General features: G+C 60.5%; 25 protein-coding genes, 3 pseudogenes and 1 riboswitch. Of the genes and pseudogenes, 10 read left to right on the top strand and 18 right to left on the bottom strand.

Annotated elements, in window-relative coordinates:
- Nucleotides 1–171 precede the first annotated feature (171 nt).
- Both LGM56_RS14985 and LGM56_RS14980 read left to right on the top strand, forming a co-directional pair.
- A complete protein-coding gene (locus tag LGM56_RS14985) occupies nucleotides 172–1,656 on the top strand; it encodes a bifunctional transcriptional activator/DNA repair enzyme AdaA (RefSeq protein WP_226205398.1) in 1,485 nt (494 codons plus the stop codon).
- Complete coding sequence (locus LGM56_RS14980) at nucleotides 1,653–2,186, top strand: methylated-DNA--[protein]-cysteine S-methyltransferase (protein ID WP_226205396.1); 534 nt, start codon at nucleotides 1,653–1,655, stop codon at nucleotides 2,184–2,186. Before LGM56_RS14985 ends, LGM56_RS14980 begins: the two co-directional genes overlap by 4 nt.
- 19 nt (nucleotides 2,187–2,205) lie before the next feature.
- On the opposite strand, the gene LGM56_RS14975 is transcribed toward LGM56_RS14980, so the two are convergent.
- Nucleotides 2,206–3,024 (bottom strand): AraC family transcriptional regulator, encoded by an 819-nt coding sequence (locus LGM56_RS14975; RefSeq protein WP_226205394.1) that lies wholly within the window; start codon nucleotides 3,022–3,024, stop codon nucleotides 2,206–2,208.
- 77 nt (nucleotides 3,025–3,101) lie between these two features.
- Between LGM56_RS14975 and panB the strand changes: the two genes are divergently transcribed.
- Nucleotides 3,102–3,959 carry a 3-methyl-2-oxobutanoate hydroxymethyltransferase gene (gene panB / locus LGM56_RS14970; RefSeq protein WP_226205392.1) on the top strand — a complete coding sequence of 286 codons (858 nt, stop codon included), beginning with the start codon at nucleotides 3,102–3,104 and terminating at the stop codon, nucleotides 3,957–3,959.
- Nucleotides 3,960–4,018: 59 nt separating this feature from the next.
- Here panB and LGM56_RS14965 read toward each other — a convergent pair whose 3' ends face one another.
- Nucleotides 4,019–4,510 (bottom strand): Lrp/AsnC family transcriptional regulator, encoded by a 492-nt coding sequence (locus LGM56_RS14965; protein WP_021160045.1) that lies wholly within the window; start codon nucleotides 4,508–4,510, stop codon nucleotides 4,019–4,021.
- A gap of 156 nt (nucleotides 4,511–4,666) precedes the next feature.
- On the opposite strand from LGM56_RS14965, the gene glmS reads away from it, so the two are divergent.
- Nucleotides 4,667–6,496: a glutamine--fructose-6-phosphate transaminase (isomerizing) gene (glmS, locus tag LGM56_RS14960; RefSeq protein ID WP_174947408.1), complete on the top strand. Its 1,830-nt coding sequence runs from the start codon at nucleotides 4,667–4,669 to the stop codon at nucleotides 6,494–6,496.
- Nucleotides 6,497–6,990: 494 nt separating this feature from the next.
- On the opposite strand, the gene LGM56_RS14955 is transcribed toward glmS, so the two are convergent.
- The gene (locus LGM56_RS14955) at nucleotides 6,991–8,025 is read right to left on the bottom strand and encodes an IS481 family transposase (RefSeq protein WP_226205390.1); all 1,035 of its coding nucleotides are present in this window, start codon (nucleotides 8,023–8,025) and stop codon (nucleotides 6,991–6,993) included.
- A gap of 64 nt (nucleotides 8,026–8,089) precedes the next feature.
- Between LGM56_RS14955 and LGM56_RS14950 the strand changes: the two are divergent.
- The 3 pseudogenes from LGM56_RS14950 to LGM56_RS14940 all read left to right on the top strand — a co-directional run.
- Nucleotides 8,090–8,188 (top strand): annotated as a pseudogene (locus LGM56_RS14950) (transposase); the annotation flags it as partial.
- A pseudogene (locus LGM56_RS14945) lies at nucleotides 8,172–8,453 on the top strand (transposase); the annotation flags it as partial. The pseudogenes LGM56_RS14950 and LGM56_RS14945, both read left to right, overlap by 17 nt.
- A gap of 48 nt (nucleotides 8,454–8,501) precedes the next feature.
- Nucleotides 8,502–8,616: pseudogene (locus LGM56_RS14940) on the top strand (IS3 family transposase); the annotation flags it as partial.
- 40 nt (nucleotides 8,617–8,656) lie between these two features.
- On the opposite strand, the gene LGM56_RS14935 reads toward LGM56_RS14940, so the two are convergent.
- The 5 genes from LGM56_RS14935 to LGM56_RS14915 form a co-directional block, all read right to left on the bottom strand.
- The gene (locus LGM56_RS14935; RefSeq protein ID WP_226205388.1) at nucleotides 8,657–11,017 is read right to left on the bottom strand and encodes a DEAD/DEAH box helicase; all 2,361 of its coding nucleotides are present in this window, start codon (nucleotides 11,015–11,017) and stop codon (nucleotides 8,657–8,659) included.
- A 184-nt stretch (nucleotides 11,018–11,201) separates the two neighbouring features.
- A complete protein-coding gene (locus tag LGM56_RS14930) occupies nucleotides 11,202–12,263 on the bottom strand; it encodes a DUF1837 domain-containing protein (protein WP_226205387.1) in 1,062 nt (353 codons plus the stop codon).
- Between the two features lie 443 nt (nucleotides 12,264–12,706).
- Nucleotides 12,707–13,279, bottom strand: coding sequence for a hypothetical protein (locus LGM56_RS14925; protein WP_226205385.1), 573 nt, complete (start codon nucleotides 13,277–13,279; stop codon nucleotides 12,707–12,709).
- A gap of 144 nt (nucleotides 13,280–13,423) precedes the next feature.
- On the bottom strand, nucleotides 13,424–13,813 hold the full coding sequence (locus LGM56_RS14920) for an ImmA/IrrE family metallo-endopeptidase (protein WP_226205384.1): 390 nt from the start codon (nucleotides 13,811–13,813) through the stop codon (nucleotides 13,424–13,426).
- 175 nt (nucleotides 13,814–13,988) lie between these two features.
- Complete coding sequence (locus LGM56_RS14915) at nucleotides 13,989–14,324, bottom strand: helix-turn-helix domain-containing protein (RefSeq protein ID WP_011882873.1); 336 nt, start codon at nucleotides 14,322–14,324, stop codon at nucleotides 13,989–13,991.
- Between the two features lie 154 nt (nucleotides 14,325–14,478).
- On the opposite strand from LGM56_RS14915, the gene LGM56_RS14910 reads away from it, so the two are divergent.
- From LGM56_RS14910 to LGM56_RS37020, 3 genes are read left to right on the top strand one after another with little or no spacing between them, the layout of a single operon-like run.
- Nucleotides 14,479–15,222 carry a multiubiquitin domain-containing protein gene (locus tag LGM56_RS14910; RefSeq protein WP_226205383.1) on the top strand — a complete coding sequence of 248 codons (744 nt, stop codon included), beginning with the start codon at nucleotides 14,479–14,481 and terminating at the stop codon, nucleotides 15,220–15,222.
- Complete coding sequence (locus LGM56_RS14905) at nucleotides 15,219–16,625, top strand: ThiF family adenylyltransferase (protein WP_226205382.1); 1,407 nt, start codon at nucleotides 15,219–15,221, stop codon at nucleotides 16,623–16,625. Before LGM56_RS14910 ends, LGM56_RS14905 begins: the two co-directional genes overlap by 4 nt.
- Complete coding sequence (locus LGM56_RS37020) at nucleotides 16,626–16,976, top strand: DUF6527 family protein (RefSeq protein WP_368040735.1); 351 nt, start codon at nucleotides 16,626–16,628, stop codon at nucleotides 16,974–16,976.
- Nucleotides 16,977–17,165: 189 nt separating this feature from the next.
- On the opposite strand, the gene LGM56_RS14895 is transcribed toward LGM56_RS37020, so the two are convergent.
- The 10 genes from LGM56_RS14895 to LGM56_RS14850 all read right to left on the bottom strand — a co-directional run bounded on the left by LGM56_RS14895 (nucleotide 17,166) and on the right by LGM56_RS14850 (nucleotide 25,727).
- Nucleotides 17,166–18,581, bottom strand: coding sequence for a competence protein CoiA family protein (locus LGM56_RS14895; RefSeq protein WP_226205381.1), 1,416 nt, complete (start codon nucleotides 18,579–18,581; stop codon nucleotides 17,166–17,168).
- A gap of 309 nt (nucleotides 18,582–18,890) precedes the next feature.
- Nucleotides 18,891–19,685, bottom strand: coding sequence for a hypothetical protein (locus tag LGM56_RS14890; RefSeq protein WP_226205380.1), 795 nt, complete (start codon nucleotides 19,683–19,685; stop codon nucleotides 18,891–18,893).
- Nucleotides 19,686–19,924: 239 nt separating this feature from the next.
- Nucleotides 19,925–20,260 carry a hypothetical protein gene (locus tag LGM56_RS14885; RefSeq protein ID WP_226205378.1) on the bottom strand — a complete coding sequence of 112 codons (336 nt, stop codon included), beginning with the start codon at nucleotides 20,258–20,260 and terminating at the stop codon, nucleotides 19,925–19,927.
- Nucleotides 20,261–20,302: 42 nt separating this feature from the next.
- A riboswitch (SAM-I-IV-variant riboswitch) is annotated at nucleotides 20,303–20,406 on the bottom strand.
- Between the two features lie 151 nt (nucleotides 20,407–20,557).
- Entirely contained in the window at nucleotides 20,558–21,910 is a 1,353-nt protein-coding gene (locus LGM56_RS14880; protein ID WP_226205377.1) for a sensor histidine kinase, read from the bottom strand.
- Between the two features lie 48 nt (nucleotides 21,911–21,958).
- Nucleotides 21,959–22,633, bottom strand: coding sequence for a response regulator transcription factor (locus tag LGM56_RS14875; RefSeq protein ID WP_226205375.1), 675 nt, complete (start codon nucleotides 22,631–22,633; stop codon nucleotides 21,959–21,961).
- Nucleotides 22,634–22,641: 8 nt separating this feature from the next.
- Nucleotides 22,642–23,457 carry a MipA/OmpV family protein gene (locus LGM56_RS14870; RefSeq protein WP_319000762.1) on the bottom strand — a complete coding sequence of 272 codons (816 nt, stop codon included), beginning with the start codon at nucleotides 23,455–23,457 and terminating at the stop codon, nucleotides 22,642–22,644.
- A 184-nt stretch (nucleotides 23,458–23,641) separates the two neighbouring features.
- Nucleotides 23,642–24,730, bottom strand: coding sequence for a porin (locus LGM56_RS14865; RefSeq protein ID WP_226205834.1), 1,089 nt, complete (start codon nucleotides 24,728–24,730; stop codon nucleotides 23,642–23,644).
- Nucleotides 24,731–24,927: 197 nt separating this feature from the next.
- Nucleotides 24,928–25,263: a Rieske (2Fe-2S) protein gene (locus tag LGM56_RS14860; RefSeq protein ID WP_226205373.1), complete on the bottom strand. Its 336-nt coding sequence runs from the start codon at nucleotides 25,261–25,263 to the stop codon at nucleotides 24,928–24,930.
- 3 nt (nucleotides 25,264–25,266) lie between these two features.
- Nucleotides 25,267–25,578 (bottom strand): YciI family protein, encoded by a 312-nt coding sequence (locus LGM56_RS14855; protein ID WP_046549162.1) that lies wholly within the window; start codon nucleotides 25,576–25,578, stop codon nucleotides 25,267–25,269.
- Nucleotides 25,579–25,583: 5 nt separating this feature from the next.
- Entirely contained in the window at nucleotides 25,584–25,727 is a 144-nt protein-coding gene (locus LGM56_RS14850; RefSeq protein ID WP_226205372.1) for a hypothetical protein, read from the bottom strand.
- Nucleotides 25,728–25,741: the final 14 nt, after the last annotated feature.

Genomic DNA, 25,741 nt, shown 5'->3' with positions numbered 1-25,741 from the left:
CATGCCCTGTCAGTCGGGGATTTCGATGAGTCATCTCAAATTAGTCAACCGCAAAAGAGACGACTGTTTCACTACATGGCATTAATCGTTTTTCCCCGATTTTCCCGACCGGCGCGCGAGGGGACGACCGCCGAGACACATGTCCGATTCCAGCCAGAATCGGGGAGCGGGATGGTTTACAGTCGTCTCATGCGCCTCGATCCCGATACCTGCTACGACGCCCTGCTTTCGCGGAACCGCCGCTTCGACGGCTGGTTCTTCGTCGGCGTCGCGACGACGGGCGTGTATTGCCGCCCCGTCTGCCCGGTGAAGCCGCCGAAAGCGCAGAACTGCAGCTACTACCCGAGCGCCGCAGCCGCCGAGAAAGCCGGCTTTCGACCCTGCATGCGATGCCGCCCCGAGCTCGCGCCCGGCCACGGGCTGCTCGACCTGTCCGGCACGCTCGCCGACGCAGCCGCCACGCTGATCGAGGACGGTTTCCTGAACGCCCATTCCGTCGATGCGCTCGCACGGCGCGTCGGCGTGACCGAACGCCACCTGCGCCGGATCTTCGGTGCGCAGTTCGGCGTGTCGCCGGTCGAGTTCGCGCAGACGCACAGGTTGCTGATGGCCAAGCGGTTGCTGACCGATACCGCGCTGCCGGTGGCCGTCGTCGCGTCCACGGCCGGGTTCGGCAGCGTGCGGCGCTTCAACGACCTGTTCCTGCAGCGTTACGGCCTCAATCCGTTGCGGCTGCGCAAAGGAGCCCGCGCATCGGCCGACGGCGACATGACGTTCCCGCTGCCGTATCGCCCGCCGTTCGCGTGGGACGACCTGATGCGCTTTCTCGCGCAGCGGCAGATCGACGGTGTCGAGCGGATCGATGCGCAGGGTTATGCGCGTGTCGTCGAATTGCCGAACCGCAACGGGAACACCACCGCCGACAACGGGCGCGTGGCCGGCTGGCTGTCCGTCGCGCACGTGCCGCAGCGCTTCGCGCTGGCCGTCACCGTGTCGCCCTCGTTGACGCCGGTCGTACCGGCCGTGCTCGCGCGCGTGCGGCGGCTGTTCGATCTCGACAGCCGCCCCGACGTGATCGACGCGCATCTCGGCGAACTCGCGAGCGGCTCGCCGGGCCTGCGTGTCCCCGGCGCGTTCGACGGTGTCGAGATCGCGATCCGTGCGATTGCAGGCGAACGGCTTGCGGCGACGCATGCGGGCGCGCCGGTGCTGGCGCGCCTCGCCGAACGTTTCGGCACATCGATCGAAGGCGCGCCGCCGGGCCTCACGCACGCGCTGCCCTCCGCCGCGACGCTGGCCGCCCTGCCGCCTTCCGCGCTTGAAACGATCGGCATCTCGCGCGAACCCGCACGGGCGATCGTGTCGCTCGCCCGCGCAGTCGACGACGGCACGCTCTCACTCGAACCGATGGCGCCGCTCGACACGACGCTTGACGCACTGCGCGCGCTGCCGGGTTTCGACGAGCACGCGGTGCAGTACGTCGCGATGCGTGCGATGGCCTGGCCGAATGCGTTCCCGGCCGACGATGCGTGGCTGCCCGCGCGCACCGAACGCGCCCGTGTGCCATCATCCGCGCCGCATGCGGCGCGCTGGGCGCCGTGGCGCGCGTATGCCGCACTGCACGTGTGGCGCCTTCATGGAGATGTGTCGCGATGACTCCCGCTCACCTGATTCCGAGCCCGCTGGGCGACATCGCCGTGCGCATCGAGGACGATGCGCTGACGGGCCTCTACTTCGTCGGCCAGAAATACTTCCCGCCGGTTGCGATCGTGACCGAGGCAGACGCGCTCGCGATGTCGCCGCTCGCGCGCAAGGTCGCGGAAGAAGTCGCCGAGTACTTCACCGGCATGCGCGAGACGTTCTCCGTGCCGATTCACCTGCGAGGCACCGCGTTTCAACGACGGGTATGGAAGGAACTGCTCGCGATTCCGTTCGGCGAACTCGTGACGTACGGCGACATCACCGAGCGCGTCGGGTTGCCGATGAGCGGCGCGCGCGCCGTGGGCGGTGCGGTCGGCCGGAATCCGGTGTCGATCATGGTGCCGTGCCATCGCGTGGTCGGCGCGTCGGGCAGCCTGACCGGCTATGCGGGCGGCATCGATCGCAAGCGTGCGCTGCTGTCGCTCGAAGGCGCGGGGTTCGAGCGCGGCGCCGACCATCCGGTGCAGCAGGCGCTCGCGTTCTGAGAGGGCGTGTGCCGCCGCGTCACGCGTTCAGCACGGGCCGGCGCGCTTCACGCTTCGCATACGCGCCGGGCGTCAGCTGGAATTTCGCCTGGAACAGCGCGATGAACGATGACGTCGAGTCGTAGCCCAGTTGCGCGGCCACCGCGCCGATCGGCTCGCCCGCATCGAGCAGCGGCAGCGACGCCAGCAGCCGCACCGCCTGCCGCCATTCGGTGAACGACAGCCCCGTGTCCTGCCGGAACAGCCGCGACAGCGTGCGTCGCGTCGCGCCGACCTGATGGCCCCATTCGTCGAGATTGCGCGTATCGCCCGGATACGCATGCAGCGCACGCGCGATTTTCAGCAGACGCGGATCGCGCGGCAGCGGCACCGTCAGCGGCGCCTGCCGCATGCGTGCGATCCGGTCGGCGATCAGGCAGACGAGCGCACCGTCCGGCCCCGTCTCGTCATAGTTCACCGGTAAGTCGGCCGTGGCGAGCACCAGCTCGCGCAGCAGCGGGGTCATGCAGAGGATCGCGCAATCGTCGTGCACGTCGTCGCGCGCGATCGCCGCATCGAGATACAGGCTGTGGAACGCGACGCAATCGCGCGTCGACACCGCATGTGGCACGTGCGGCGGAATCCACATCGCATAGTGCGGCGGCAGCAGGTGCCGGCCCGACGGCGTCGATACCTCGAGCACCCCGCTTGTCGCATACATCAGCTGCGCCCATGGATGACTGTGCGCGTCGATGCTCACGTTGCCGGGAATGCCGAACGCACGCACGTACAGCGGCCTCGGCAGGCGCGCCATCGGCGGCACCGCGTAAGGGTCACCCGATTGTCCCGCCAGCACCATAAGACGTCCTCCGAAGGTCATTGCACGAACGAGCGCGATGCTACCGTGGCGGCTCTTCCTTCACACGGCTTCCGTTCATGAGCGCTCATACCCGCACCACCCGCAAGACCGTCACCGCGATCCGTTCGACCAAGGGCATCGGCAGCCTCGTGTCGCTGACCGCGTATTCCGCGCCGATGGCGAAGCTCGTCGACGAGGTGGCCGACGTGATCATCGTCGGCGACTCCGTCGGCATGGTGCTGTACGGGATGCCCGACACGCTGCGCGTCACCCTCGACATGATGATTGCACACGGTGCGGCCGTCGTGCGCGGCGCCGCGCAGGCATGTGTCGTCGTCGACCTGCCGTTCTCGACGTACCAGGAATCGCCCGTGCAAGCGTATCGCTCCGCCGCGCGCCTGCTCGCCGAAACCGGCGCGCAAGCCGTGAAGCTCGAAGGCGGCAGCGAGATGGGCGACACGATTCGATTCTTGACCGAGCGTGGCATTCCGGTGATGGCGCACGTCGGCCTCATGCCGCAGCAGGCCAACGCGACGGGCGGCTTCCGCGCGCAGGGGATGGACCCGCGCTCGGCCGCGCAGGTGTTCGACGCCGCGTGTTCGGCGGAACGGGCCGGCGCGTTCAGCGTCGTCATCGAAGGGACGGCCGAAGCGCTCGCGCGCCATATCACCGACACGCTGACGATCCCGACGATCGGCATCGGCGCATCGCCCGCGTGCGACGGACAGGTGCTCGTGACCGAGGACATGATCGGCGCATTCGATGCGTACACGCCGCGCTTCGTGAAGCGTTATGCCGATGCGAATGCGGTGATGCGCGATGCGATTCGTCTGTACGCGCATGATGTGCGGCAGCGTGTGTTTCCGGAGCCCGCGCATTGCTTCGGGTATGGCAAGCCGTTGCAACTGGTGGGCGCGGCTGACGCGGCTGCGTGATGACGTGATGACGTCGCGCAGGCATGCGCGAACGCATCGCGAATGATGGTGCAATCACCTCACGCGCGCTTGCGCATCGCGTGCGTGACCCGAGCGTTCGCTTCGAATTTCGCGCGATGCGTCGAGAAGAACGTCCGCACGTTGCGGACGTTCGATGCGCCGGTGAACAGCCGGCGCGCGAATTCGTCGTATTCGGCGACGTCGGCCAGATCCGCCACCACCACGAAATCCGGCCCCGGCGACACGCGATAGCACTGCGTGACGGCCGGCTCCGCGCATACGTACGCTTCGAACGCGTCGTAGTCTTCGGCCGTCTGCCGGTCGAGGCTGATCTCGATCAGCGCGGTGACGGCCGTGCCGATCGCCACAGGGTCGAGCACCGCGACCTGCCGACGGATCACGCCGGCTTCCGTCAGCCGGCGCACGCGGCGCATGCAGGTGGGCGGCGACGACAGCGCCCGCTCGGCCAGTTGCAGGTTCGACACCGACGCGTCGTCCTGCAGGATCGCGAGGATGCGCAGGTCGAGATCGTCGAGGGTGATGCCGGCCATCGGCGGCTCCTTCCGGTCAGGACGTGAAATTTAATTTCAACATGATAGACGATCCGCTATTCATTTCAGTTGTTCTTGTATTTTGAAATTTAATTCCATTTGGCTCGCCCTACCATCGCTCTCACTGATCCAGACAGGACATTTACGGAGCGCGATATGTGTGGAATTGTCGGGGCGGTCGCCCAGCGGGACATCCTGCCGAACCTGGTCGACGGCCTGAAGCGGCTCGAATACCGCGGCTACGATTCGTGCGGCGTCGTGGTGTACCGCGACCGGGCGCTGGCGCGCGCCCGCAGCGTCGATCGTGTGGCCAACCTGCAGCGCGAGATCGCCGAGCATGCGCTGTCGGGTTACACCGGGATCGCGCATACGCGCTGGGCCACGCATGGCGCGCCCGTCACGCTCAACGCGCATCCGCACTTCTCGCCGAGCGACGCCAATGCGCGCATCGCGCTGTCGCATAACGGGATCATCGAGAACTGCGATCAACTGCGTGCGGAACTGCAGGCGCATGGCTACGTGTTCGCGAGCCAGACCGACAGCGAGGCCATCGCGCACCTGATCGATCATCTTTACGACGGCGACCTGTTCGATGCGGTGCGGCGTGCGGTTGCGCGACTGCGCGGCAGCTATGCGATCGCGGTGATGTGCCGCGACGAGCCGCACCGGATCGTCGGTGCGCGCGATGGCATGCCGCTCGTCGTGGGTGTCGGCGAAGGCGAGAATTTTCTGGCGTCGGATGCGATTGCGCTGTCGGGGATTACCGATCGCATCGCTTACCTGGAGAACGGTGACGTTGCCGATATCCAGCTGCACCGCTACTGGATCGTCGATGCGGCCGGCCAGCGTGTCGAGCGCGCTGTGCAGCGGGTCGCCGCGCATAGCGGTGCGGCCGATCTCGGGTCGTATCGCTACTACATGCAGAAGGAGATTTTCGAGCAGCCGCAGGCGGTGGCCGATACGTTGCTCGATGTGTCATCGATCATGCCGGAGTTGTTTGGTGATGGTGCTTGGCGGGTTTTCAATGACGTGGATTCGGTGTTGTTGCTCGCGTGTGGCGGTAGTTATCACGCGGCCCTCACCGCGAAGTACTGGATCGAGAGTATCGCGAAGCTGCCGGCCAGCGTGGAAATCGCCAGCGAGTTTCGGTATCGCGACAGTGTGCCGAATCCGCGCACGCTCGTTGTCGCGGTGTCGCAGAGCGGCGAGACGGCCGATGTGCTCGGGGCGGTGCATGTCGCGAAGCGCAGCGGGATGATGCATACGCTCGCGATCTGCAATGTTGCAACGAGCGCGTTGATGCGGGAATGTGCGCTGCAGTTTGTCACGCGCGCAGGCGTTGAAATCGGGGTGGCTTCGACGAAGGCTTTCACGACGCAGCTCGTTGCGTTGTTTCTGCTGACGCTGTCGCTTGCGCAGGTGCGTGGGCGGTTGAGCGACGACGAAGAGAAGGAGCATCTACGTGCGCTAAGGCATCTGCCGGATGCGATGTCGAAAGTGCTCGCGCTCGAGCCGCAGATCATGGCCTGGTCGGAATTGCTCGCGCGACGAGACAACATGCTGTTTCTCGGGCGCGGGATGCATTATCCGATCGCGCTCGAAGGTGCGCTGAAGATGAAGGAGATTTCGTATATTCATGCGGAGGCTTATCCGGCGGGGGAGCTTAAGCATGGGCCGCTTGCGTTGGTCAGTAATGAGATGCCGGTGATTGCCGTTGCGCCGAATGACATGCTGCTTGAGAAGCTCCGGTCCAACATGCATGAGGTCAGTGCGCGGAATGGCAGGCTTTTTGTGTTCGCGGATGTGGACTGCGGGTTGGTGCCGAGCGAAGGAATCGAGGTGATTCGGCTCAACGAATACTACGGGCCGCTTTCACCGATTCTGCATACGGTGCCGATGCAACTGCTCGCGTATCACGCCGCGCTGGCGCGGGGGACGGATATCGATAAGCCGAGGAATCTGGCGAAATCGGTGACGGTGGAGTGAGGGGCTCCGAGCATGCGGCTGGACGTGACTTGCAGTGCGTCTTGGGACTCGGCGGCCACGCTCAACTTCGACGCGCACACGTTGGCCCGAATGGCGCGGGCGACAGCTACCGTGGATGCCTTCGGCAAAGGCACGGTGGTCGGCGGCGCGCCGTATGCACCACCTTGGCCGCGTCGAGCGGTCCGGTACCGGGTGCGCCGCTGTGCCTAGCCTAGCACCAATGCGGCGGCTTCGGCCAGGGTGATAGTCGCGGCGCAGCTCCGGTGTTCGAGGAACACGGCGATAACCGTCTCGAGCCGCTCGCGGGCGAGGTCGATGCGGTTGCAGGTTTGCGTGGCCGCACGTCGCAGCAGGGACAGATGCGGATACCTCAGTCTATCGACGCCTGGGGTGCGTTTCCGCTGAATTTGACAGCCATTGGTCGACATGGACCCGCCAGCCTTTCGTAGACATCTTCGAGCCATAATTTACGTGTGCGATTCACGGACATCGTTTCACTTCTTCGGACGCCGTTTTCGTTGTGTGTTGGAGCGCGCGGCTCCGTTAGGAGACGCACGCTTCAACACACGCCGGTGATGTTCGGCGAGGGTCTTGTCGACGTGCCATTCGCGGTGCCGAAGTCGCTCTTTAGTTTCGTCGTAGGCACTTTCCACCTCTTCCGCGACAGGGGTGACTTCGCCTAACTCCGCGATACGATCGACGGGCGTCTTGCCACCAAGTGAGCCGTGCGGGCGCCGCCAGTTGTAGTCGAACTGCCACTCCTCAATTCGTTGGTCGATCGCATCCGCGGTCGGCAGATGATGCGACCAGAATTCGTTGCGGTCGGTGAGTTGTGAACGCTCGACCTTGCCATTGAGGTGTGGCGAGCGTGGCGGGATCGGTCGGAACTTGATGCATTCGCTCATCAAGCGTCGTTGTACCGACTCGGCGAAGAACTCGCCGCCTCGATAGGTCTGGATGCGCTGGATCGGAAACGGCATCTCCTCAATGACGCGATCAAGAAAAAGCAGCGTATTTCGGGCGTTTCTGCGTGGGTAGATTGCCAGTATCCGGAACCTAGAGCAGTCGTCGATCGCCGTGTACTGGTACACACCTCGAGCGATCTTCATTGTGTCCATCTGGACGCGGTCTCCAGGCACCGGCCGGCTATACCGTTTCGGCTGCGTCGGCCGACGGGATCGAATCAACGGCTTTGCACCTGCTTCGCTCAAGATCTTGTGAATCGTCGCAAGGGATAATTCGCATTGCTCGTACAGTCTCAGTTCATTCTGGATCCGCCGTGCGCCTTTGCGCTCGGTACGCAATCGGAGGATCGTTGCGCGATCAGCCTCGGATACCTTTCTGTTCGGACTGCCGAGTGGGCGACGGCTTTGAGACTGCAAACCTGCTTCGCCAGATTCCTGATAGCGACGTAGCCATTTGCGAAGTGTCGGTCGAGAAATGCCACACCGTGCGCATACGAGGCCGGCATTACCCGTCTCGTGATACATGCGCACCCAACGTAATCGCGCGGCGATCTCTCGGTCCATCGCTTCATTTTAGTTGAAACGATGTCTATGAATCACACAATTTACGACAACCGAGGAGGTCAGGATGAGCGGCAAGCGGTACACGGACGAGTTCAAGATCGAGGCAGTCAAGCAGGTAACCGAACGGGGTCATTCAGTGGCGGATGTGGCGCAACGGCTGGGATCGCGTGATCCCGCTCTGGGAGTTTCCGCCAGGCGTGCGCAAGACCATCTACACGACAAACGCGATTGAAAATATCAACTCGCAGTTGCGCAAGGTCATCACGACCCGCGGGCACTTCCCGACCGACGAGGCAGCCACCAAACTCATCTGGCCGGTCCTGCGCAACATCACGGCGAATTGGGGCAGTGCAGCTCATGACTGGAAGACCGCCATGAACCAATTCGCTATCCTTTACGCAAATCGATTCGTCCGGCCTTCCGTATAATTACTCAACCCGCCTTGAACCCGGAAATCCTGCCCTCCCCCCGCGACGGCGACCTCGGACCTGTTCGACTACATCGAAATGTTTCATAACGGTTCGTCGGCATGGTTCCGCTGGCAATCTTTCACTAATTGAGTTTGAGCGGCGCTACGTGCTAAACGGCTCGTCAGTGTCTATGAAACTCTGGCCAGCCCACTTTAGGTACTTCAAATCAGCGCGAGCCTCTGCAACTCTCTCCTAACTAACGGTGATAGCCGTCTAAATCGCTCGGGCGATAGCGCCTTCAGTCTTTTCTTGACAATTACAGAGTTAAGATCTCTGCCATCCAAAACGTCCGTCACCTCTCTTGCCGCAATTCTTGACATTCCCAAATCCATGCACCCAATCATCGTGCCGGAGCACGCCCCAAGCTCCAAGAAAAGCGGAATAGGAGGTATATCTTGCAAATCTAAACCCTTCTCCGTTAATGCGGCCAAGCGAAGTAAATCGATATAGCAAGCAACGAATTTGACATATTTGAACCTCAGCTGCTCCTCGATTTGCTTCATCACACTCTTAATCGTTTCGCCCGCAGGCACAAGCCCATCGTACCCTTCCTCTTTCGCTTTTTCCCGGGCCCTTTTAAGCTGGAAATCAATCATCTCGTACAAAGAACGGCCTCTCATCCACGACAAAGCGAACCAGCTGTAGTAACGGTGAGCACGATTCGAAATACCTTCGAGGTTCGTATGAATTAGAGAAAGAATGAACATGAAGCGTGTCTTCACCTCGCTGTATTTGTGCTGAGGATGAAGAGGAACGTGCTCCTCGAGCTGCCCTGCACGAACCGCGAACCGAAGCACGTCATACATTTGCTGCTGACGTAGTGGTGAAATCATCCCATGGCGTTTTAGCACTTCCGGAGGAAGGGTCACCTTATCCAACTGTCCTTCTACCGCCGCAATCGTCTGTACAGCATCAGCGTGAAGACCGTTTGGCGCAACACGCCGAATCGTCTCTGCCAGCGCACCAGTCTTGATGTCAGTAACCAAACGAGAAAACACGCTTTCGGCGAATGCCGTCTGGCGTACCCCGGACCGGTGATTAGCGTTCTGTGCGAACTTCAGGAGAATCTTCTGTTCTGTAGTCAGTGCCGTTGTAAACGCAGCAGTAACTTCTGTCGACGGAGGTTCGTGGGCTGGCCTATTCTTCCATGTGTCATAGCTAACCAAGAAGACGTTCCCGTGAGTATCTTTCTTGAGCCGTCCGGCGCGCCCTGCCAAATTCCAAAAGTCGTCCGGATTCATCGGCGTGTGGTTGCCTTTCTCCGGCTTGTACAAGAAAATGTTGCGAGCAGGAAGGTTGACTCCCTGTAGGAGGGTCGACGTGCAGACCAATGTATGCAGCAGGCCTTCTACGAAATACTCTTCTATGGCCTTTGTGAGGTTTGTCGGCATATTGCCGAAATGAAACCCTACACCGCGTTCCACACAGTTTGCCAGAGTAAATTCCGGGTGGACGTGTTTCCGAATGAATCCCGCCAACTCGAGCAAACGGGCGTTCGGCTCATGCTTACTGGCGTTTGCCAGCTCGTTTGCGATGCTCTCCGCGGGATGCTTGGAAGAAGCGTAAACGAGGCTCTGCCCCTCCGTTCCGAGCTGAAGTATCGCATCGATGAAGCGGCCGATTTCAGTATTCGAAGGCCCGGCCAGCAACCTTCCGATAGTGAGCCGCCCGCCTTCAGGCCGTTGAAGCGTCAGTACCATGTGCTCGTCCCGCTTGGCCTCTTCGAAATTGACGAAAATCAAATTCTGCCGCACCGGCCTCAAATTCGTTCCAACGTCTACCACGCCGTGAACGCCAAGCAATCTTCCGATGGTAGCCGCGCTCTGCGTACCAGGGGTGATGAAGAGTAATCTGGACTGCGGCATTCTTGACGCGACGTCTTCGAGGCAATCCAGCAAGAGCATTCCTCTGGCCCCATCCGCGATTTGCTGAGCTTCATCGACAATCAGCATGTCGAGTGACAAATCACTCTGGTCGAGAGCGGTTCGCAGACGTTCTTGCGTAAAAACAAAGACCCGCGATTGGTGCGACGCAAGTTCGGGCCTTGCTCGAGGTACGCTGCTGATAACCGGTGGAGTCGGCAATTGTTCCAGTAACCGGGCGAGGTTCCCTTGCACTTCGTGTATCAATGACCGAGAGGGAACGATGTACGCAATGTCGAGTACAGCGTCTGACTTTTCAAGTGTTTCTTTGATGAAAGCTTGGACGATGTATGATTTCCCTGCGGAAGTCGGCGCCCTAACACTAACGTGCTGCCGTTGCTGCAATTCATTCCAGACATTACGCTGAAAGTCGGTGAACAGTTCCGGTTTTCCCGACACAAGCACCGTATTGCCTTCTCGTCTCGCAAGTTCCGACAGCGCCAGTTGCCAAGGCAGTTGGCACCCCTCCCACACGTCCGATGCGATGAATTCCCCCGCCGGAAAATTTCCGACGCTCGCCATAATATGGCGACACACGATGCGCTCTTCATCGGTGATAGGCGCTGTCGCGAGGCAGTACGCAATATTCTGCGCGAGCATGAAGTGAGAATCCCGGCTACTCTGAGCGAAGATTAGAGCCGAACGAAGGAGCTTCGTGGCCAGCGCAGGACTGAGTCGGCGAGTCCCATTCAATAACGAGCTCAGACTGTCTCGCTGCAGAACATCATATGCCACACTAAACTCTCTGCTTGACGAGACCGCGTCTGCCAATTTTGTTCTGAAGTCAGCCACCCAGCACCTCGTCGAACTTGTCGCGAAATTCCTGTACATTCGGCATAGGCAAAATGAACAGGTCGACTGTGTCGAGTTCCACGCCAGCCTGTGCAAGATGTTTCTTTGCGAGGCGCAGTGCCGGCAACAGTTTACTGTTGTAGTCGTCTAGGAACGACTTCTCCGCTTCAGCAGCTGTAAGCTTGTCCAACGTCGCATATCCTTTCGACGTATATGCAAGCAAGATGGCAAACCTTTCTTGACGGCGCGTGCCTTCTTCCGTAGCGAATGGATGGAGGTAGCGTATAAGTTCCTCCTTATACTCGTCCGGAAAACCATCGAGATCGACGTGGTCAGTCGTCAACAGAAGCTCATGCGTCTTCCTGCCCTCGACATCCGCGACGAAAGAGCCGACTGACTCAGCAGCGGCCCTGAGTGCTCCGTGTATCGACGCATGAACCTTAGATTCGCCAAATATGACAACAAGCTGATTGCTTTCGCTGTCCCACTTTGCGTGAACACCGTCAGCTCCATGCACCGGCATCTGCGTGTTTGTCTTCAACCGCATCTTCGATAGAATGATGGGCGCTCCGAGGAAGTGCTCGATAAACGCGAACAGCAATAGCTCACCGCCTTCGCCAGAGTCCCTCTTTCCCGCCGTGGCTTTGATGAACAGTCGCCGCGCTTTGTCTACTAACATTTGCGTCTCGAAGGTTTCCAATCCACCTGCTCTGTCCTTCGCCAACGCCCTCGCCCGCTCTTGCTTTGTGGTGCAAAAAGCTGGAATCTCTAGTTTCAAGGCCTCAATGAGTGCATCTATCGCTGGCTTTCCACGCTCAAACGCTGGATACAGGAAATACGCCGAGACAGACGGCTCTAACGTACCGCCCGTCGATATCTGGCGTATTCGATTCACGACAATGTGCTTGCCGATGAGAGGTTTGAAGTACTTCTCGATGCTCGAATTCACTGCGTTGTTGGCTTCCACGTTGAAGGCACGGACAACTGGTTGGTCGAAGTATCGGCCATTAGCAACTTGCACGCGAGGCATGCTAGCCACACCATTATCGGTCATTTTCGCGTAATTCTCTGCTCCTCCCCGAAATAGACGGAGAGAGCGCCGTCGAGCTATGCATCTTCCGCATTTTGACTCGTCGAACGACATGAGGGCGTGCTGACGGCTAGATTCCAACGATGATTCGCTTCACGTTGACGCTTCGCAGTCGGCATCGCACGTCCAAGCCAAAAACTATACTACTTAACGTGTCTACGGCCCATGCCGCAGAAAGTTGAGGGCGTCCTGTCAATTCTGACAGTGAGAATGGTTACGGTGGGAATTTTGCAACGAACTTTTTTGCCTGCACTTCTGCTTCTGACAGCTCGGCATGATGCAAGTGGTTGCGATACCATTGGCAACGATTTATTGAAAAGATGCAGAGTAAACGTTCTCTTATCGTTAAGAGATTCTCGTCCTGCCCGCCGCCAACAATTTCACGATGCTATTATCTTGACTCGGCGTCAAGGACGCTCTACATGGTCTCGGATAAATGCTCGATACTTTTCTACGGTGTCTATCTGAATTTTGAACGTCTCTGCCAGGCCGTCGGGTCCCTTTCGAAACGAGTTGCGCCCAAACCCGTCGTATCCAATTGCTCTGTTTGCCCCGTCGGCAAGCAAATTGCCCCAGCGCTTAATAAAGTTAGTCAACTCCTCGAGCTGGTCTCGCTGGAGACAACGCATAGTCAATTGGCCGTGGAAGACCTTGTTTCGAACGTCTAACGCGTCTACAAGGATGGGGCGAAGTCCATCGTATTGCTGTCCCACCATTTTTTCGATTGAGACTGCGGAAAGTTCATTAATGCCTCGTTCGAAACCTTCGAAGTACGCTTTCCTACTCGCGCCCAACGCTTGCCTGAGTTCTTCCACATTTTCAGGACTGAAAGCGCGAGCCTGATAGACGAGATATGTGAAGAGTTTCCGCATTTGCCGCTCCATCTTGACGATGGACAGCGAAAATGCATCTACCCCGCTGGTTGCGAGTTGGCTCTTTGCCACCAAGTCTACGACTTCGAATTCACTGGCAAAGCTCATGGCAGCCCCCTTTTTCTGATCATCTCCGACACCCGCCGGAGATGGTGCCACTACTCACCCATACCGCAGGCGACTGCAAACGCTTTGAGTGCCACTGAGGCGGCCACGCAGACATGTGACGCAGCTTTCGCCGGGGCTCCCTCGTCACCGAAATTGCCGGTTCACGCCCGTCATCGAGACGCGATAGGCGTACATCCTCTTACTCACACCGTACTCCGCGGTGACCTCTTCGTCGGACAACCCTTGGCGCCGGATATGAACCAGGGCGTCGCGGGGAAGCAGGAGCACGCCTGCCAGCCAGTCCGCCTCCTCCTCCTGCTCCTTGTCATACGCTTTCAACAGCATCAAGCCTTCGGACGAGATGTTCATCTCTTCCGGTTCATGGTCGCGAATGCGATGAGCGAGTTCGTGCATCAGATCGCTCGCTTGCCGCGCGGGTGAATGCGACGAATTCAAAATAACCAGCGTCTTTTCGCCGACGATGAGCGTCACGGCAGACCAGCAACTCGGCGTGCCGTCATTGCGCAGGAGCACCGCCCTAGCCTCAGGCGCCAACCCTGGGACGTCATCGGGCGTCCAAACGCGTATTCCAAGATGAGCCGCCAATTGCCGAGCGCTCAAGGGCGCGGTCGAAGGCAAATCAAGCTCGCGGCGAGTGTCGGCTGAAAACCGCTCGCACCAGGCTTTGTATCCACGCTGCACAGTATGCTCAGACCTCTTCTTTCAGAAGTGCCTCCTGAGCGAGAACAATCATCTCACTCAACGCCTTGGCACTTTCCGGGCGTATCGCCACTTCTTTTTTGAAATGAACCTGAGCTCGGGGCGCCGATGAGGATGCCTGCACCAAGCCAAGGAAGGTTGCAGGGTCCTCGCCAAGCCACGCACAAATCTTCCCGAAGGTTTCCAAGTCAGGGACCTTCTTATTCTCAACCCGGGAAAGGGTGGCTGGGCTGATGCCGACTTCCTTGGCCGCCTCTCGGATACCACGACCATCTCTGCGCCGCAGGATGTGCTGAGCTAGCACTTCCATCTTCACGTGTTCCATTTTTCTCCTGTCTTATATGTGCAACAAATTCCGTTTGACTAAAGAAACGCCTCGTGCCAGACTGTCTCACATGTAAGACGGAGTCTGGCACCGGGCCGGCCGAACGTCAACATCGCCCTTCGGCGCCTGTCAATCCGACGCAACGGAGTTTGAAATGTCTGCAAACGAGCAACGCATTGAAGAAACCACCATCGTCGGAGCGGTTGGCCGCAACGGCGAAGAAATTATCGACGTTGAATTTTTCGTCCGAGAGAAGAAGCCGATTCCCCACGGGCACAAGTACAAGATTCGAATCGACAAGACTTACTACGTCGTCGACGTCCCGCACATGACCGGCGAGCAGATTCTGGGGCTCGCCGGCAAGTCGAGCGCCGGCTACCTTCTGTCGGAAAAGGTTCACGGGCAGATGCGTCCGGTTGCACCGGGGCAAACGGTCGATTTCACCGCCCACGGCGTGGAGCGCTTCGCGACCATCCCGAAAGAGGTACAAGAGGGGGAAGGGCCAGTCCGCGCGGACTTCACGGTGATGGAGGAAGACGCAGAGTTCCTGAACAGCAAGGGTTACGCGTGGGAAGCCGTCGCGTCGGACGCCAAGCGCATCGTGGTGCGCGGTTTCGAACCGCCGCCGGGATTCACCCCGGCGAAGGTCGACATGTTTGTGATTCTGCCCCAAGGCTATCCGGATACGCAGATTGACATGGTCTACTTCTATCCGGCGCTGGCGAGGAATGACGGCAAGCAAATCCGTTTTCTGGTCACGAACGTCTTCGAAGGCAAAACGTGGCAGGGCTGGTCGCGCCACCGTACGGCAAACAGTCAGTGGCGCCAAGGCATCGACAACGTCGGTACACATCTGATGCTGGTCGACGATTTCCTGCGTGCGGAGCTGTCGAAATGACGACAAATGACCGGCTCTCGGTGCTGGCCATGTCCGGCAAGCACCGTGCGCAGTTGCTCCGACACCTCTTTCCCGACGATGGGAAGGAGGCAGTCGCCATCGCACTGTGCGGCCAGGCGTCAGGCGTGAGACGCAGCCAGCTACTTGTACATGAAGTTGTAGAGGTACCGTACGAGGCTTGCCGCATACGCGAACCGGACGCTGTTGCCTGGTCTGTCGAAACGGTGCTTCCTGCACTGAATCGAGCGATGAAGAAGAACCTGACGGTGGTCAAATTCCACAGCCACCCGAGCGGTTATCCGGAGTTCTCGCGATACGACGACGAGTCCGACCGGGCGTTCTTCTCGGCGGTCGACAATATCCTCGATAACGTCGAGACCCGCGCAAGCGTCGTGATGCTTCCTGACGGGAAGCTTTTCGGCCGCCACGTCCGTGACGGCATCCTCGGCGGGCCCATCGACCTGTTTCGTATTGCTGGGGACGATTTCGAGTTCCACCGCCACGGCGAACACGGCGGCCAGGAAGTGGAACCGCCCGAGCACGCGCAACGCCTTATCCAGACCTTTGGCGAAGGAACGTATCGCACATTGCGGCAACTGCGCATCGGTGTGGTCGGCGCCTCCGGCACGGGCAGCATTGTCCTTGAGCAGCTCGCGCGCAACTGCGTAGGCGAACTGGTGCCGGTCGACCCGGACCACCTCGAGAGGAAGAACCTCAATCGCGTCCTGAACTCGCGTGGTTCAGACGCAGATAAAAAACGCCTGAAAGTCGAGCGGGCTCAGGAAGCAATCCTGGAGATGGACCTTGGCACAGGGGTATGCCCGCTGCCCAATGACATTACCGACCGAGAAACAATTCTTTCACTCGGCGAATGCGACGTTTTGTTCGGCTGCATGGACTCGGTAGATGGCCGACATCTCCTCAACAAAATCGCGTCACATTTCCTGATTCCGCTTATCGATATCGGAGTCCGGATTGATGCGGATGGCAAGGGCAACGTCGACCACGTGACCGGAGCTGTCCACACGGTGCAGCCGGGCGGCTCAAGCCTCATGAGTCGAGGTGTCTATTCGCAAGCAGACCTCGATGCGGCCTTCATGAAAAAGCACGAACCCGAACGATATAAAGAAATGCGGAAGGCAGGTTACGTAAAGGGCATGGACGTCGACCGCCCAGCCGTCATCTCTCTCAACATGTTGGTCGCGACGTATGCTGTCAACGAACTGCTAGCTAGGTTAATGCCTTTCCGTGTGGAGCCTAACGCGGAATTCGCTCAGTGGCGCATCAGCCTATCCGACCCGCTCGCGACCAACTATCGAGACGATGGCGAGGCATGCGCAGCGTTCGCAAAACGCATAGGCTTCGGCACAACAGAACCTCTCCTTGGAATCATGGGCCTTTAAATGATGTCCCAGATGCTCTCACGGTTGTGGAACCGCGCCCTTGCCTACGTTGATGGCTTGCTCGGTCGATACACAGTCGTCGTCGTAGACGACTTGCCCGACTCCCTTCAGGCGCACAAGGTGTACGCCGTCGGCGAAAATGGGCAATGCTGGCTTGCAGCCCTTCGATGCCCCTGTGGGTGTGGAGACACCATCCAACTCCCGATGATTGCGGAGCAGCGACCGAGGTGGACAATGACGCGGAAAGGAACTCGCCTTCCGAGCCTTTCGCCGTCCGTTGACCGCACGGTAGGCTGCCGCTCCCATTTCTGGCTTAAGCTGGGCGTGATTCGCTGGTGCGATTCACGGTAATGAGGGTTGCCGCCACCACGAAGTTGCGTTCGGACAGTCGCCGACAGCCACGAAACACGCACATCGCAGCGACACGTCATCGCTACCGGAAATGCTGGACGCTCGCGGTCTCGTTCTGCCTGCCGAATCTTCACCGTATCGAGCAAGCACGCCCTGTATCGGTTGCAGTTTCCCGTCCAAGCGGACAGGTCAGATTCGCGCGAAAAATCCAGCCGCCACGAGAAACTCGACCGTCTGCTCAAGCGACAACTGCAGTGCAACCGAGACCCTTTGTGCGTATTCCGCCTCACTGTCCAGGTACACCCGCCCCCGCATTAAACTTTGCATCGCAGCGCGAGGCCTACGTACGCCGGCTTGTTCCGCGGCGAGATAGATTTGCATTTCGTCACCAAGGCTGCGCGACCAGAACAGCCGTTGAGTCGCTAAAGCGGCTGGACTCTGCGGATGTGTTGGCGCTAGTCGCTCCTGCTCAGGAAGCACGTCTTTCAGAATCTCGAATTCCTGACCAGAATTCCGGCGGAGATAGCCGTGCTTTGCAAGCAAGGACATAAAGTCCCACACCGCGACCGGGAGTGACCTCGACGCGGACGGCAACACTTCGTAGCGCTGGGTCAGCCATTCTGCTACGCATTCAACCGTCAGTTCGGACGCGGCGCGCTTGCCCCGTTGGCGATAGATGAACCTTCGGAAGACATCGGCCTGCCAAATCCGCGCATGCGCTTTCACGGCGGATGCCCAGCGCACCTTGCTACCAAACAGCGGCGGCCAATCCTGTTCCGCCAGACCGAGCTTCCCGGCGAGGAACTCCGTCTTGCCTGCGTCCGGTGCTTGGCGAAACAGCTTGTTCGCCCGCTCAATCTTTCGCCGGGCTGCGTCTCGCTGCGCCGCGATCGCGGCGCGCTCACGTCTGGCCAAGGCCCGCTCCCGTGCGTATTCAGCCTCAATCTCAGCGCCGTCTTCTTCGAGCCGTGCCTCTTCTTCACGGCGTCGCACGTCGAACACAGCCTGGGCTTCGGCCCAACCGGGGTAGAAAAGCCATCGCTTGCCTACAACCGTATCAATGATGCGACGCGTGAGCGCGTCGACGGTGACATCGCGTGCGACGTCCGAAAGGTCGATTTCGAGGGCGGGAATCGCGAGGCAGTCGAGATGCGCGAGCTTGTTGCCGTCGGGTTCGTGGGTCACGACTACTTCGACAATCAGGAGCTGGTCCCCGCAATCGGCCACGAAGTCCGGCCGAATGCCGTCCATCCACTTCTCGGCTTCACCCGCCGCAGCCCAGTGGATGACGTGCTCATCGCACACCATAACGCCTTCCTCAAGCGAACCCTCGTCCACGCAAACCAGCGCCGGCACGCGTAGATGCCGATGGTCCAGCAAAATCTGTTTAGCCAGCATGTGAAGTGCCGTTTCGAAACCCTTCGCACAGTCTGAGCCTGGCAGGTGCGAAAAATACCAAGCTTTCACTTCACCTTGCTTCAGAATCACCGGGCTTCGGCAGGCGGCGCAGCGGAACGGTCCTTTCGCATGCTTCGGCAGGTCACGTGCCGCGACAAGATGCCCCAACGGGCTCACTGCAAACGGAATAGTCAAACCGGCTTTCATCGAGCAAGAGCGCAAAGCAGGAGTGGCTACTATAGCAACACGACAGGGATACCGCGTTCGAACGTGGCGCCCACCTTGACCTCCTAGCCGCATTCCTGTCAGTTCCGGCGGAAGCTCTTTCGATTCCCGGTTGTGTGCGAGCGTGAGTTGCTCGCCGCGTATGACGTCGCCCTGTTTCCGCAGCAGCACGATCCGGCCTGACGTGGCGGTGCCGCCGTGTGCCGCGGCGTCACCCGCGACCGTGCTCCCGCCGGCTTGCGGATACCGCGCATCAAGCGAACCCGATCGAGATCTCGCGCAAGCAACCCGCTATTTCGAGAAACTCAGCTTCTTCAACAACACCGCCCCACTCGCCTGACTCACGAGCGAAATGGATTCGATATCCAGGTACAACCTCGACGTCCTCGTCGTGATGTCGGTCGGCTCGTCGTTGCTCGGTTCGGCGTGCTCGACGTGTTCGGTCAGGTACGGCTGGACCAGTCGCCCGGAAAGAGCGAACACAAACCCGCCCTGCGCTTGCGCGTACGCAGCGGGTGACAGCCGCACGCTGCCGCGCACCGTGGACTTCCCGCCTTTTCCGGGATCGAGTTCGATGATGTCGATCTGCTGGATATAGCCCTTTGCCTTCGCCTCGGGTGCGATCACCAGCCCTCGCCCTCGCGGCCCGGTAATGACCTTTCTGAGCAGGATGCCTGTCCGGCCTTCGCCGTCGGGGTCGACCAGGTCGACGTTCACCTTCAACAGATGCTTCTGCGACTGATATCGCAGCCCGTACGACACCGGCACCAGGAAAGTGACCTCACGATCCAGGTTGACCGCGGCCAGGTCGGCGTTCTGGCCATGCTTGTCGGCCACGACGGGGATCAGGCTGCGGACACGCTCGCTCAGGGACGGGGACGCGCTTTTGACGTGCAGCTTCTCCAGTGCTTCCCGAATCGCAACCGGATCGTCGCCGACGATCGGCCGCGTGAGCGACGTGTTGGCCGAAACGGCCGGCGCGACGCTCGCCGTTTCGTTGACAGTGTCGGCCGCTGCGCGCGTCGCGACCGGGGCCAGCATGATCGCCACGGCGATGGCGCACGCGATATTCGGACGGCCCAACATGGATCTCCGGTGAAACACGACACACTCCTGATTTTTCTGGCGGATCGAACGACGATGAGATCGGCAAGATCAAACGATCTGTAACGGACCAACCGTTCGAGTTCACCGGACGCCTGCGCGACACATCATAGGATCATTGTCAGTTCGGCAGCAGGCCGGTGCGCCACACTATCGTATTGCCCAGACTACAACAATCCCCGGCACGCGAGCAGCAGCGCGACGGGCGGGGGCAGTGACATTCAGTTGCCCGTCGCCGACCCGGCTCGCACGAAGTGATGCTCCACCCTCGTGCGCAGTACGCCCTCGAGCGCGGCCAGTCGCTCGCGCAGCCGCACCGCCTGCCCTTCCGTCATTTCCCCGAGAACGATCTTTTGCTCGAGGACGTCACCACAGCGGGTAATGGCCCAACGGTCGACCGTGGCGGTTTCACCTTCGAGCACGGCAGCCGCAGTCGAGACGATGCCCGGATTCCGTCTCGACACGAGATGAACCGTATGCGTCAGCGTGAAACCAGGGAGGTAGTGTGACCAGTCTTCACAGACTGTCGGACAGGAGGCAGAGGTAGCTTGACGCATGGTTGCTCCGGATGAGTGGTTATCGAACCGGTGCCAGCCATGCTGCTCCCGTTTCGTTGCCGTAAATCGGCCGCATCGCCTCAGAGGCGTCCACCTTGCCCGGGAGGGCAGGTTGGCGTCGGAGAATCCGACTCTGGATGCTTGACTTCTCACGTTCGACATTCCGAACGTGGGTTCATTATACCGAAAAACAAACATCGAACAAGGGACCTCGGAAAAGCCCTCCTTCGACCGCGCAGAACCTCCGATCCGTCCCTTGTACCGTGGGAACCCGACCCGGCACGACAACCGCTCAGACTAAAACCACACGCTGAACCGCGTCCCCGTGGCCAGCACATCGACCGTCAGTTTCCACTGATGCGCCACGGCAATCTCCTTGCAGATTGCCAGCCCGAGACCGGCACCGTCATACCGTGAATCCGGCGCCCGCCAATATCGGTCGAAGAGCAGCGGCACATGCTCCCGCTGAATGCCCGGCCCCTCGTCGTCGATGTGAATCGCCGTATCGAGTACGGTCAGCACGACCACGCCAGCCGTGGGCGATGCGTTGATCGCGTTCTCGAGAATGTTCTTGAGCAGGATGAAAAGCGCCCCGCCGTCAGCCCGGATGGGCGCCGCGGAGTCGCGCGCTTCGATATGGAGCTTCACCTGCTTCGCATCGGCCTTGCCGGCCAGCAAGCCAACGGCATCTCGCGCGACTTCGACGCTGTTCACGTCGTCGAAGCTGAAGTTCTGCGCTTCGCTGACTTCCGCCAGGTGCAGCAACTGCTTGACCTGCCGAGCCATCAGATCGATCTCGCGAAGCAGAAGCGCCTTGTGCCGGATGTCGGGCTGCAGCTCGATCTGGCCTCTGACCAGCGTGAGCGGTGTCTGCAACTCATGCGCGGCGTCGGCCAGGAACCGCTGCTGAACGGCGAAGCCATTCTCGAGTCGCGTCAACGCATCGTTGAACGCATCGATCAGCGGCTTGATCTCGCTCGGAATCCCGTCCGACGACAGTCGCGTCTTCAGGTTGTGCGGCTCGATTCCGCTCGCGGCACGCGATACCTCCCGCAACGGCTTCAACACGTGGCTGATCGTCAGTGGAAGCGTCAGCCCGAAGATGATGGTCGCGATGAGCAGCACGTAGCCGACGGTCTTCGGTATCGGCTCGATCTTCGACACGACAAGCGCATCGACCAACTGCCTGCTTTGCGCAACCTGCACGTAATAATCGACGCCCCCTTTCGACATGCGCCGTGTGGCGACGGCGTATACGTTGCCGTCGATCGTGGCGGACACCACCTTGCGGGCCGCCTTCGCGAGGTCTTCCGTCAGCCACGGTCGGCCCCCGTTCGAAGGCGTCGACGCCAGCAACAGCCGCCCCGTCGAATCGAGCACGCGATACTTCACCTCGCTCGACAAGAGCCGGAACATCAGCGCCGGACGGCCGTCCAATTGCACGGATACCGGACGCCCGGCGTCGTCGAAGCTCAATCCGGTCACGACATGACCGATGATCTCCATCTGCTGCCGCCGCCCCAGGAACTCCGGATGTCGATCGAGGACATACACGGCGAGCGCGGACAGCAGCGCCAGGCTGATGGCGAACGCCACGACGTTGGTCATCCACAGGCGCGTCGACAGGCGTCGAATCCAATGATGGAACATGGTCGCTTTTTTACCCTGAAGCGGCAACGAGCAAGACGCGGCGCAGCGTCATGCGTCCCGCAGCGCGAAACCGGCACCGCGAATATTGGTCAGCCGCACCGTTGCGCCGATCGCCGCCAGTTTCTTGCGCAAGCGATGCACGGTCACCTCGAGCGCGTTCGGCGTGACCGCCTCCCCGAGCCCCCACGCGGCATGCTCGAGTATCGAATGCCGCACCGTCCGGCCCGCGGCTTCCATCAGGCAAAGCATGACCTGCAACTCGGCCGGCGCAAGCGGTATCGTCCGGTTACCGCAGCACATCGCGCGCTGCGGCGGGTCGACCGTCACATCGGCGAACGATGCGACGAGCGTCGTCAGCAGCGCCGGGCGCCGCATCAGCGTGCGCACGCGGGCGACGAGTTCGCTCATTTCGAACGGCTTGGTCACATAGTCGACGGCCCCGCTTTCGAGTCCGTCGATGCGGTCATGCAACGCATCGCGTGCCGTCAGCATCAGGCAAGGCATCATGCGCCCCGCCGCGCGCAGCGTCCGCAGGAACGCCAGGCCGTCGCCGTCGGGCAATCCGCGGTCGATGATCAGCAGTGCGTAGTCGGCGTGGTCGACACCGTAGGCGGCTTCACTGACATTGCCGAAACGATCGGATTCGATTCCCGCGCCGGCCAACGCTTGGCACAACATGTCGGCAAGGCGCTCATGATCCTCGACAATCGCAACTCTCGGCATACCCGATCTCACTTGAACCGATACATGTAGCCCACTCTGGCTTCGGGAACGAACCGTCTTCCGACGATCGGACTGTCGGTGATGGCGTCGCCGAGGCGCGACACGCCGACGTCCAGAAATATCGTCTGCTGCTTCGTCGGCCGGAAGTCGATACGCGTGCCGGCCGACACGTTCACCGTCGAACCCGCGCTGTAGGCGGCACGATCGGCGCGCGCCTCCGATGGTCGCACGCCGTAAAAGTAGTCGACGTATTTGTTGCTGAGCCATTCCGCGCCGACATGCGGCGTGATCGAGAATTGGCCGAACGCAAATGCCTTCTCGAAGCCGATTTTCGCGCGCTCGCCCTTGTTTCCGCCGAACAGGAAGCTGCCCGACAACGTACCGAACCCGGTGCCCCATGACAGTGCAGGCCCGTACCAGAGTGCGCCCCTGCGATTTTCCATGCCGTTCAGGATCGGTGCGTCAGAGCCCTTGTACCCGTCGAAAAGCGAGAACTGGCCACGAAGCGCGACACTGACGCCGCTCCAGCTCCCGATTTTCAGATCGGCCGTGGTACCGATGACCTGTACCCATTTGTTGTCGAAATAGACCAGCGGAAACGGCAACACGCGGGTGCTGTCGCCCTTGTAGGTCGATGGCTCGAAGCCGACGCCGGCACCCAGTCCCCAATGCGTCACATTGGTCGCGTTGTTGAGGATGGTCAGCCCCGAATTATCGGCATCGGGCGGGATCATGCCGTCGTCCGCCCAGGCGGAAGCAGACGCAAATGCGAATGAAGCGGCAAGCAGCAGTAACGGACGTTCGCGGCGGGAGGCTGTTTTCACAATCATTTTCCTGGAGTCGACGATCGAAACGGGGGCTACTGTAGGACCAGTCGACTTACCGCTCACTTACCAGGAAAATATCGTCGTGCTGCAAACCCAGCGGGAAATATCGGTGATGGGGAATATCAACGCAGAGCGAGCATGGGTCGCCCTGCGCACTTGAAGAACGGGGCACCCCACCCCGTCAGAACACCGTATGCACCCCCACCCGCGCCACCGTCTGACTCGCCGAACTCGACGCCCCGTTCGGATCCAGCACGCCATTGACCTGCGCATTCGCGCCGTTGTTCGCACGCTGATAATCCGCCGACACGTACACCATCGTCCGCTTCGAGAACAGGTACTGAAGCGCCACGCTTACCTGATGCGCGTGGTTGTTGTTCACCGCATCATTTCCTTTCATGTACATGTACTTCGCGCCCAGCACGACATCCGGCCTGACGTGCCACAGCCCACCTGCTTCGGCCATCCACACGCCGGCATCGTTGAATGAATTGCGCACGGTCGTCATCAACGCATTCGCGGTCACGACGCCGAAGTCGTAATGCATCCCGACGCCCCAGTTGCGCACGCTGGTGGACGGCACGCCGGGCGCGGGGCCGTACTTCTCGTTCGTGTAGGCCGCGCCCACCCCGAACGGCCCCATCTCGTAGTTCACCCCGGCGCTGACCGCATTGTCCGCCCCGACCGACCCGGCCACCCCACCAAACGCATACATCGCACCACCGGAAAAACCCGACACCGTCGGCGAACTGTACTTGACGGAATTCGCAATCGGTTTGCTACCCGCCGTGCGATCCCAATCGAATGCACCGGTCGGATTGTCCGGAAGCGCGAGACGCTGGAACGGGCCATTGCGAAAGCCGTACAGCCCCGAGATATCCCGTGAAATCGCATTGTTCTTCGAAAACAGCGAATCCACCATGAAGTCATACTGATTGCCCAGCGTGATACTGCCGAACCGGTTGCTTTCGAGGCCCACGTACGCGTTGCGCCCGAAAATCCCCGTCCCGATGATCGCGCCGTTCGCCATCGAGAACTGGTTCACGAGCGCGAAGATCGCGCGAAATCCGCCCCCGAGGTCTTCCGTGCCGCGAAAGCCGAAGAGGTTGGGCGCGAATATGCCGTCGTCGAACTTGACGTTCTTTCCGCCACCTTCGTTGCTGACATAAGAGACGCCCGCGTCGATCAACCCGAACATCGTCACGCTGCTCTGTGCCCATGCGCCCTGCGCCACGGCGAGAATCGCCACTGCTCCAAACCTGAGTTTCATTTCGTCTCCGTCTTTTTTATGAAAAAGCGAGACCGCCACCTGCTGCGTGGCAGGTGCTCGCTCGGTGCTGCACAAGGAATCGCCGTTATTCAGGTGTCGATTACCGTACACCTGAAATATGATTAGCTTTACTGATCGAATAACACGATGGCCGTCGCGTTAAACGGCTCTACTCGCCCTTCATCAAAACACCGGAATCAAATGCCTCGACAGACGACCCACTCGGCGGCATCCACCTCGACCGCGACGGCCTCCAGCGCCGAGCCCGAGCAAGGCCCGTCGATACACACGCCATCGTCGAACCGGAACAGCGCGCTGTGATGGGCGCACATCAATACCTGCGACCGATAGCAGGAAACGCTTCCCGGCACGAAATCGAGCGGCACCGAAAAGTGCGGGCAACGATTCACATAAGCCCACACCTGCTCGCCGCGTCTCACGACGATCACGGGGCGCGCGATGCATGCTTCGTCGACGACCCGAGCGCCGCCGTCTGGCACATCGGAAACGCGGCAGAGTTGTCGTGCGTCCATGATTCACACTCTCTGCTCGGGGTTGCCGAGGCTCCAGTCCCACGGCCGCACTTCCACGTGCGAGAACAACCCTTCCTTCACGTACGGGTCGTTACCGATGAACTGCATCACCGCCTGAATGTCGTCCGCCTCCACGACGAGCAGCGTGCCGTTCATCGCGTCGCCGTGCGGGTCCAGCGTCGGGCCGCCGAGCCGCACCACCACGCCGTGCTGGTCGGCCGAGCGCAGGTAAGTCCGGTGAATCGGCCGCACGCGATCGCGCACGTCGCGCATGCCCGGCTGGTCCGTCGCAAACACCGCAAAAAATCTTGCCATGACGGTCAGCTCCGATCGAGGACGATTGGATGAAGATGCCGCACGCGGCGCCGCATCGGCACACGCAAGCGCGGGCTCGGCATGCCGTCGAAGCGGGCCACAACCGGCTCGGCCGGCGTGGCGTCACGATCATGGTGGTCAAGGCTCATGGTTGTCTCCGTTG

It is taken from the genome of Burkholderia sp. AU38729, from assembly GCF_020419725.1.
Taxonomy (GTDB): Bacteria; Pseudomonadota; Gammaproteobacteria; order Burkholderiales; family Burkholderiaceae; genus Burkholderia.
Note: the sequence above shows the minus strand (reverse complement) of the source record. Positions and strands in the feature narration are given on the sequence as shown.

What these genes read in the sequence shown, in the direction of transcription:
- LGM56_RS14985 (WP_226205398.1), top strand. Translation starts at nt 172, where the DNA reads ATGGTTTACAGTCGTCTCATGCGCCTCGATCCCGATACCTGCTACGAC.
- LGM56_RS14980 (WP_226205396.1), top strand. Translation starts at nt 1,653, where the DNA reads ATGACTCCCGCTCACCTGATTCCGAGCCCGCTGGGCGACATCGCCGTG.
- LGM56_RS14975 (WP_226205394.1), bottom strand. Translation starts at nt 3,024, where the DNA reads ATGGTGCTGGCGGGACAATCGGGTGACCCTTACGCGGTGCCGCCGATG.
- panB (WP_226205392.1), top strand. Translation starts at nt 3,102, where the DNA reads ATGAGCGCTCATACCCGCACCACCCGCAAGACCGTCACCGCGATCCGT.
- LGM56_RS14965 (WP_021160045.1), bottom strand. Translation starts at nt 4,510, where the DNA reads ATGGCCGGCATCACCCTCGACGATCTCGACCTGCGCATCCTCGCGATC.
- glmS (WP_174947408.1), top strand. Translation starts at nt 4,667, where the DNA reads ATGTGTGGAATTGTCGGGGCGGTCGCCCAGCGGGACATCCTGCCGAAC.
- LGM56_RS14955 (WP_226205390.1), bottom strand. Translation starts at nt 8,025, where the DNA reads ATGGACCGAGAGATCGCCGCGCGATTACGTTGGGTGCGCATGTATCAC.
- LGM56_RS14935 (WP_226205388.1), bottom strand. Translation starts at nt 11,017, where the DNA reads ATGCTCGCGCAGAATATTGCGTACTGCCTCGCGACAGCGCCTATCACC.
- LGM56_RS14930 (WP_226205387.1), bottom strand. Translation starts at nt 12,263, where the DNA reads ATGACCGATAATGGTGTGGCTAGCATGCCTCGCGTGCAAGTTGCTAAT.
- LGM56_RS14925 (WP_226205385.1), bottom strand. Translation starts at nt 13,279, where the DNA reads ATGAGCTTTGCCAGTGAATTCGAAGTCGTAGACTTGGTGGCAAAGAGC.
- LGM56_RS14915 (WP_011882873.1), bottom strand. Translation starts at nt 14,324, where the DNA reads ATGGAACACGTGAAGATGGAAGTGCTAGCTCAGCACATCCTGCGGCGC.
- LGM56_RS14910 (WP_226205383.1), top strand. Translation starts at nt 14,479, where the DNA reads ATGTCTGCAAACGAGCAACGCATTGAAGAAACCACCATCGTCGGAGCG.
- LGM56_RS14905 (WP_226205382.1), top strand. Translation starts at nt 15,219, where the DNA reads ATGACGACAAATGACCGGCTCTCGGTGCTGGCCATGTCCGGCAAGCAC.
- LGM56_RS37020 (WP_368040735.1), top strand. Translation starts at nt 16,626, where the DNA reads ATGATGTCCCAGATGCTCTCACGGTTGTGGAACCGCGCCCTTGCCTAC.
- LGM56_RS14895 (WP_226205381.1), bottom strand. Translation starts at nt 18,581, where the DNA reads ATGAAAGCCGGTTTGACTATTCCGTTTGCAGTGAGCCCGTTGGGGCAT.
- LGM56_RS14890 (WP_226205380.1), bottom strand. Translation starts at nt 19,685, where the DNA reads ATGTTGGGCCGTCCGAATATCGCGTGCGCCATCGCCGTGGCGATCATG.
- LGM56_RS14885 (WP_226205378.1), bottom strand. Translation starts at nt 20,260, where the DNA reads ATGCGTCAAGCTACCTCTGCCTCCTGTCCGACAGTCTGTGAAGACTGG.
- LGM56_RS14880 (WP_226205377.1), bottom strand. Translation starts at nt 21,910, where the DNA reads ATGTTCCATCATTGGATTCGACGCCTGTCGACGCGCCTGTGGATGACC.
- LGM56_RS14875 (WP_226205375.1), bottom strand. Translation starts at nt 22,633, where the DNA reads ATGCCGAGAGTTGCGATTGTCGAGGATCATGAGCGCCTTGCCGACATG.
- LGM56_RS14865 (WP_226205834.1), bottom strand. Translation starts at nt 24,730, where the DNA reads ATGAAACTCAGGTTTGGAGCAGTGGCGATTCTCGCCGTGGCGCAGGGC.
- LGM56_RS14860 (WP_226205373.1), bottom strand. Translation starts at nt 25,263, where the DNA reads ATGGACGCACGACAACTCTGCCGCGTTTCCGATGTGCCAGACGGCGGC.
- LGM56_RS14855 (WP_046549162.1), bottom strand. Translation starts at nt 25,578, where the DNA reads ATGGCAAGATTTTTTGCGGTGTTTGCGACGGACCAGCCGGGCATGCGC.
- LGM56_RS14850 (WP_226205372.1), bottom strand. Translation starts at nt 25,727, where the DNA reads ATGAGCCTTGACCACCATGATCGTGACGCCACGCCGGCCGAGCCGGTT.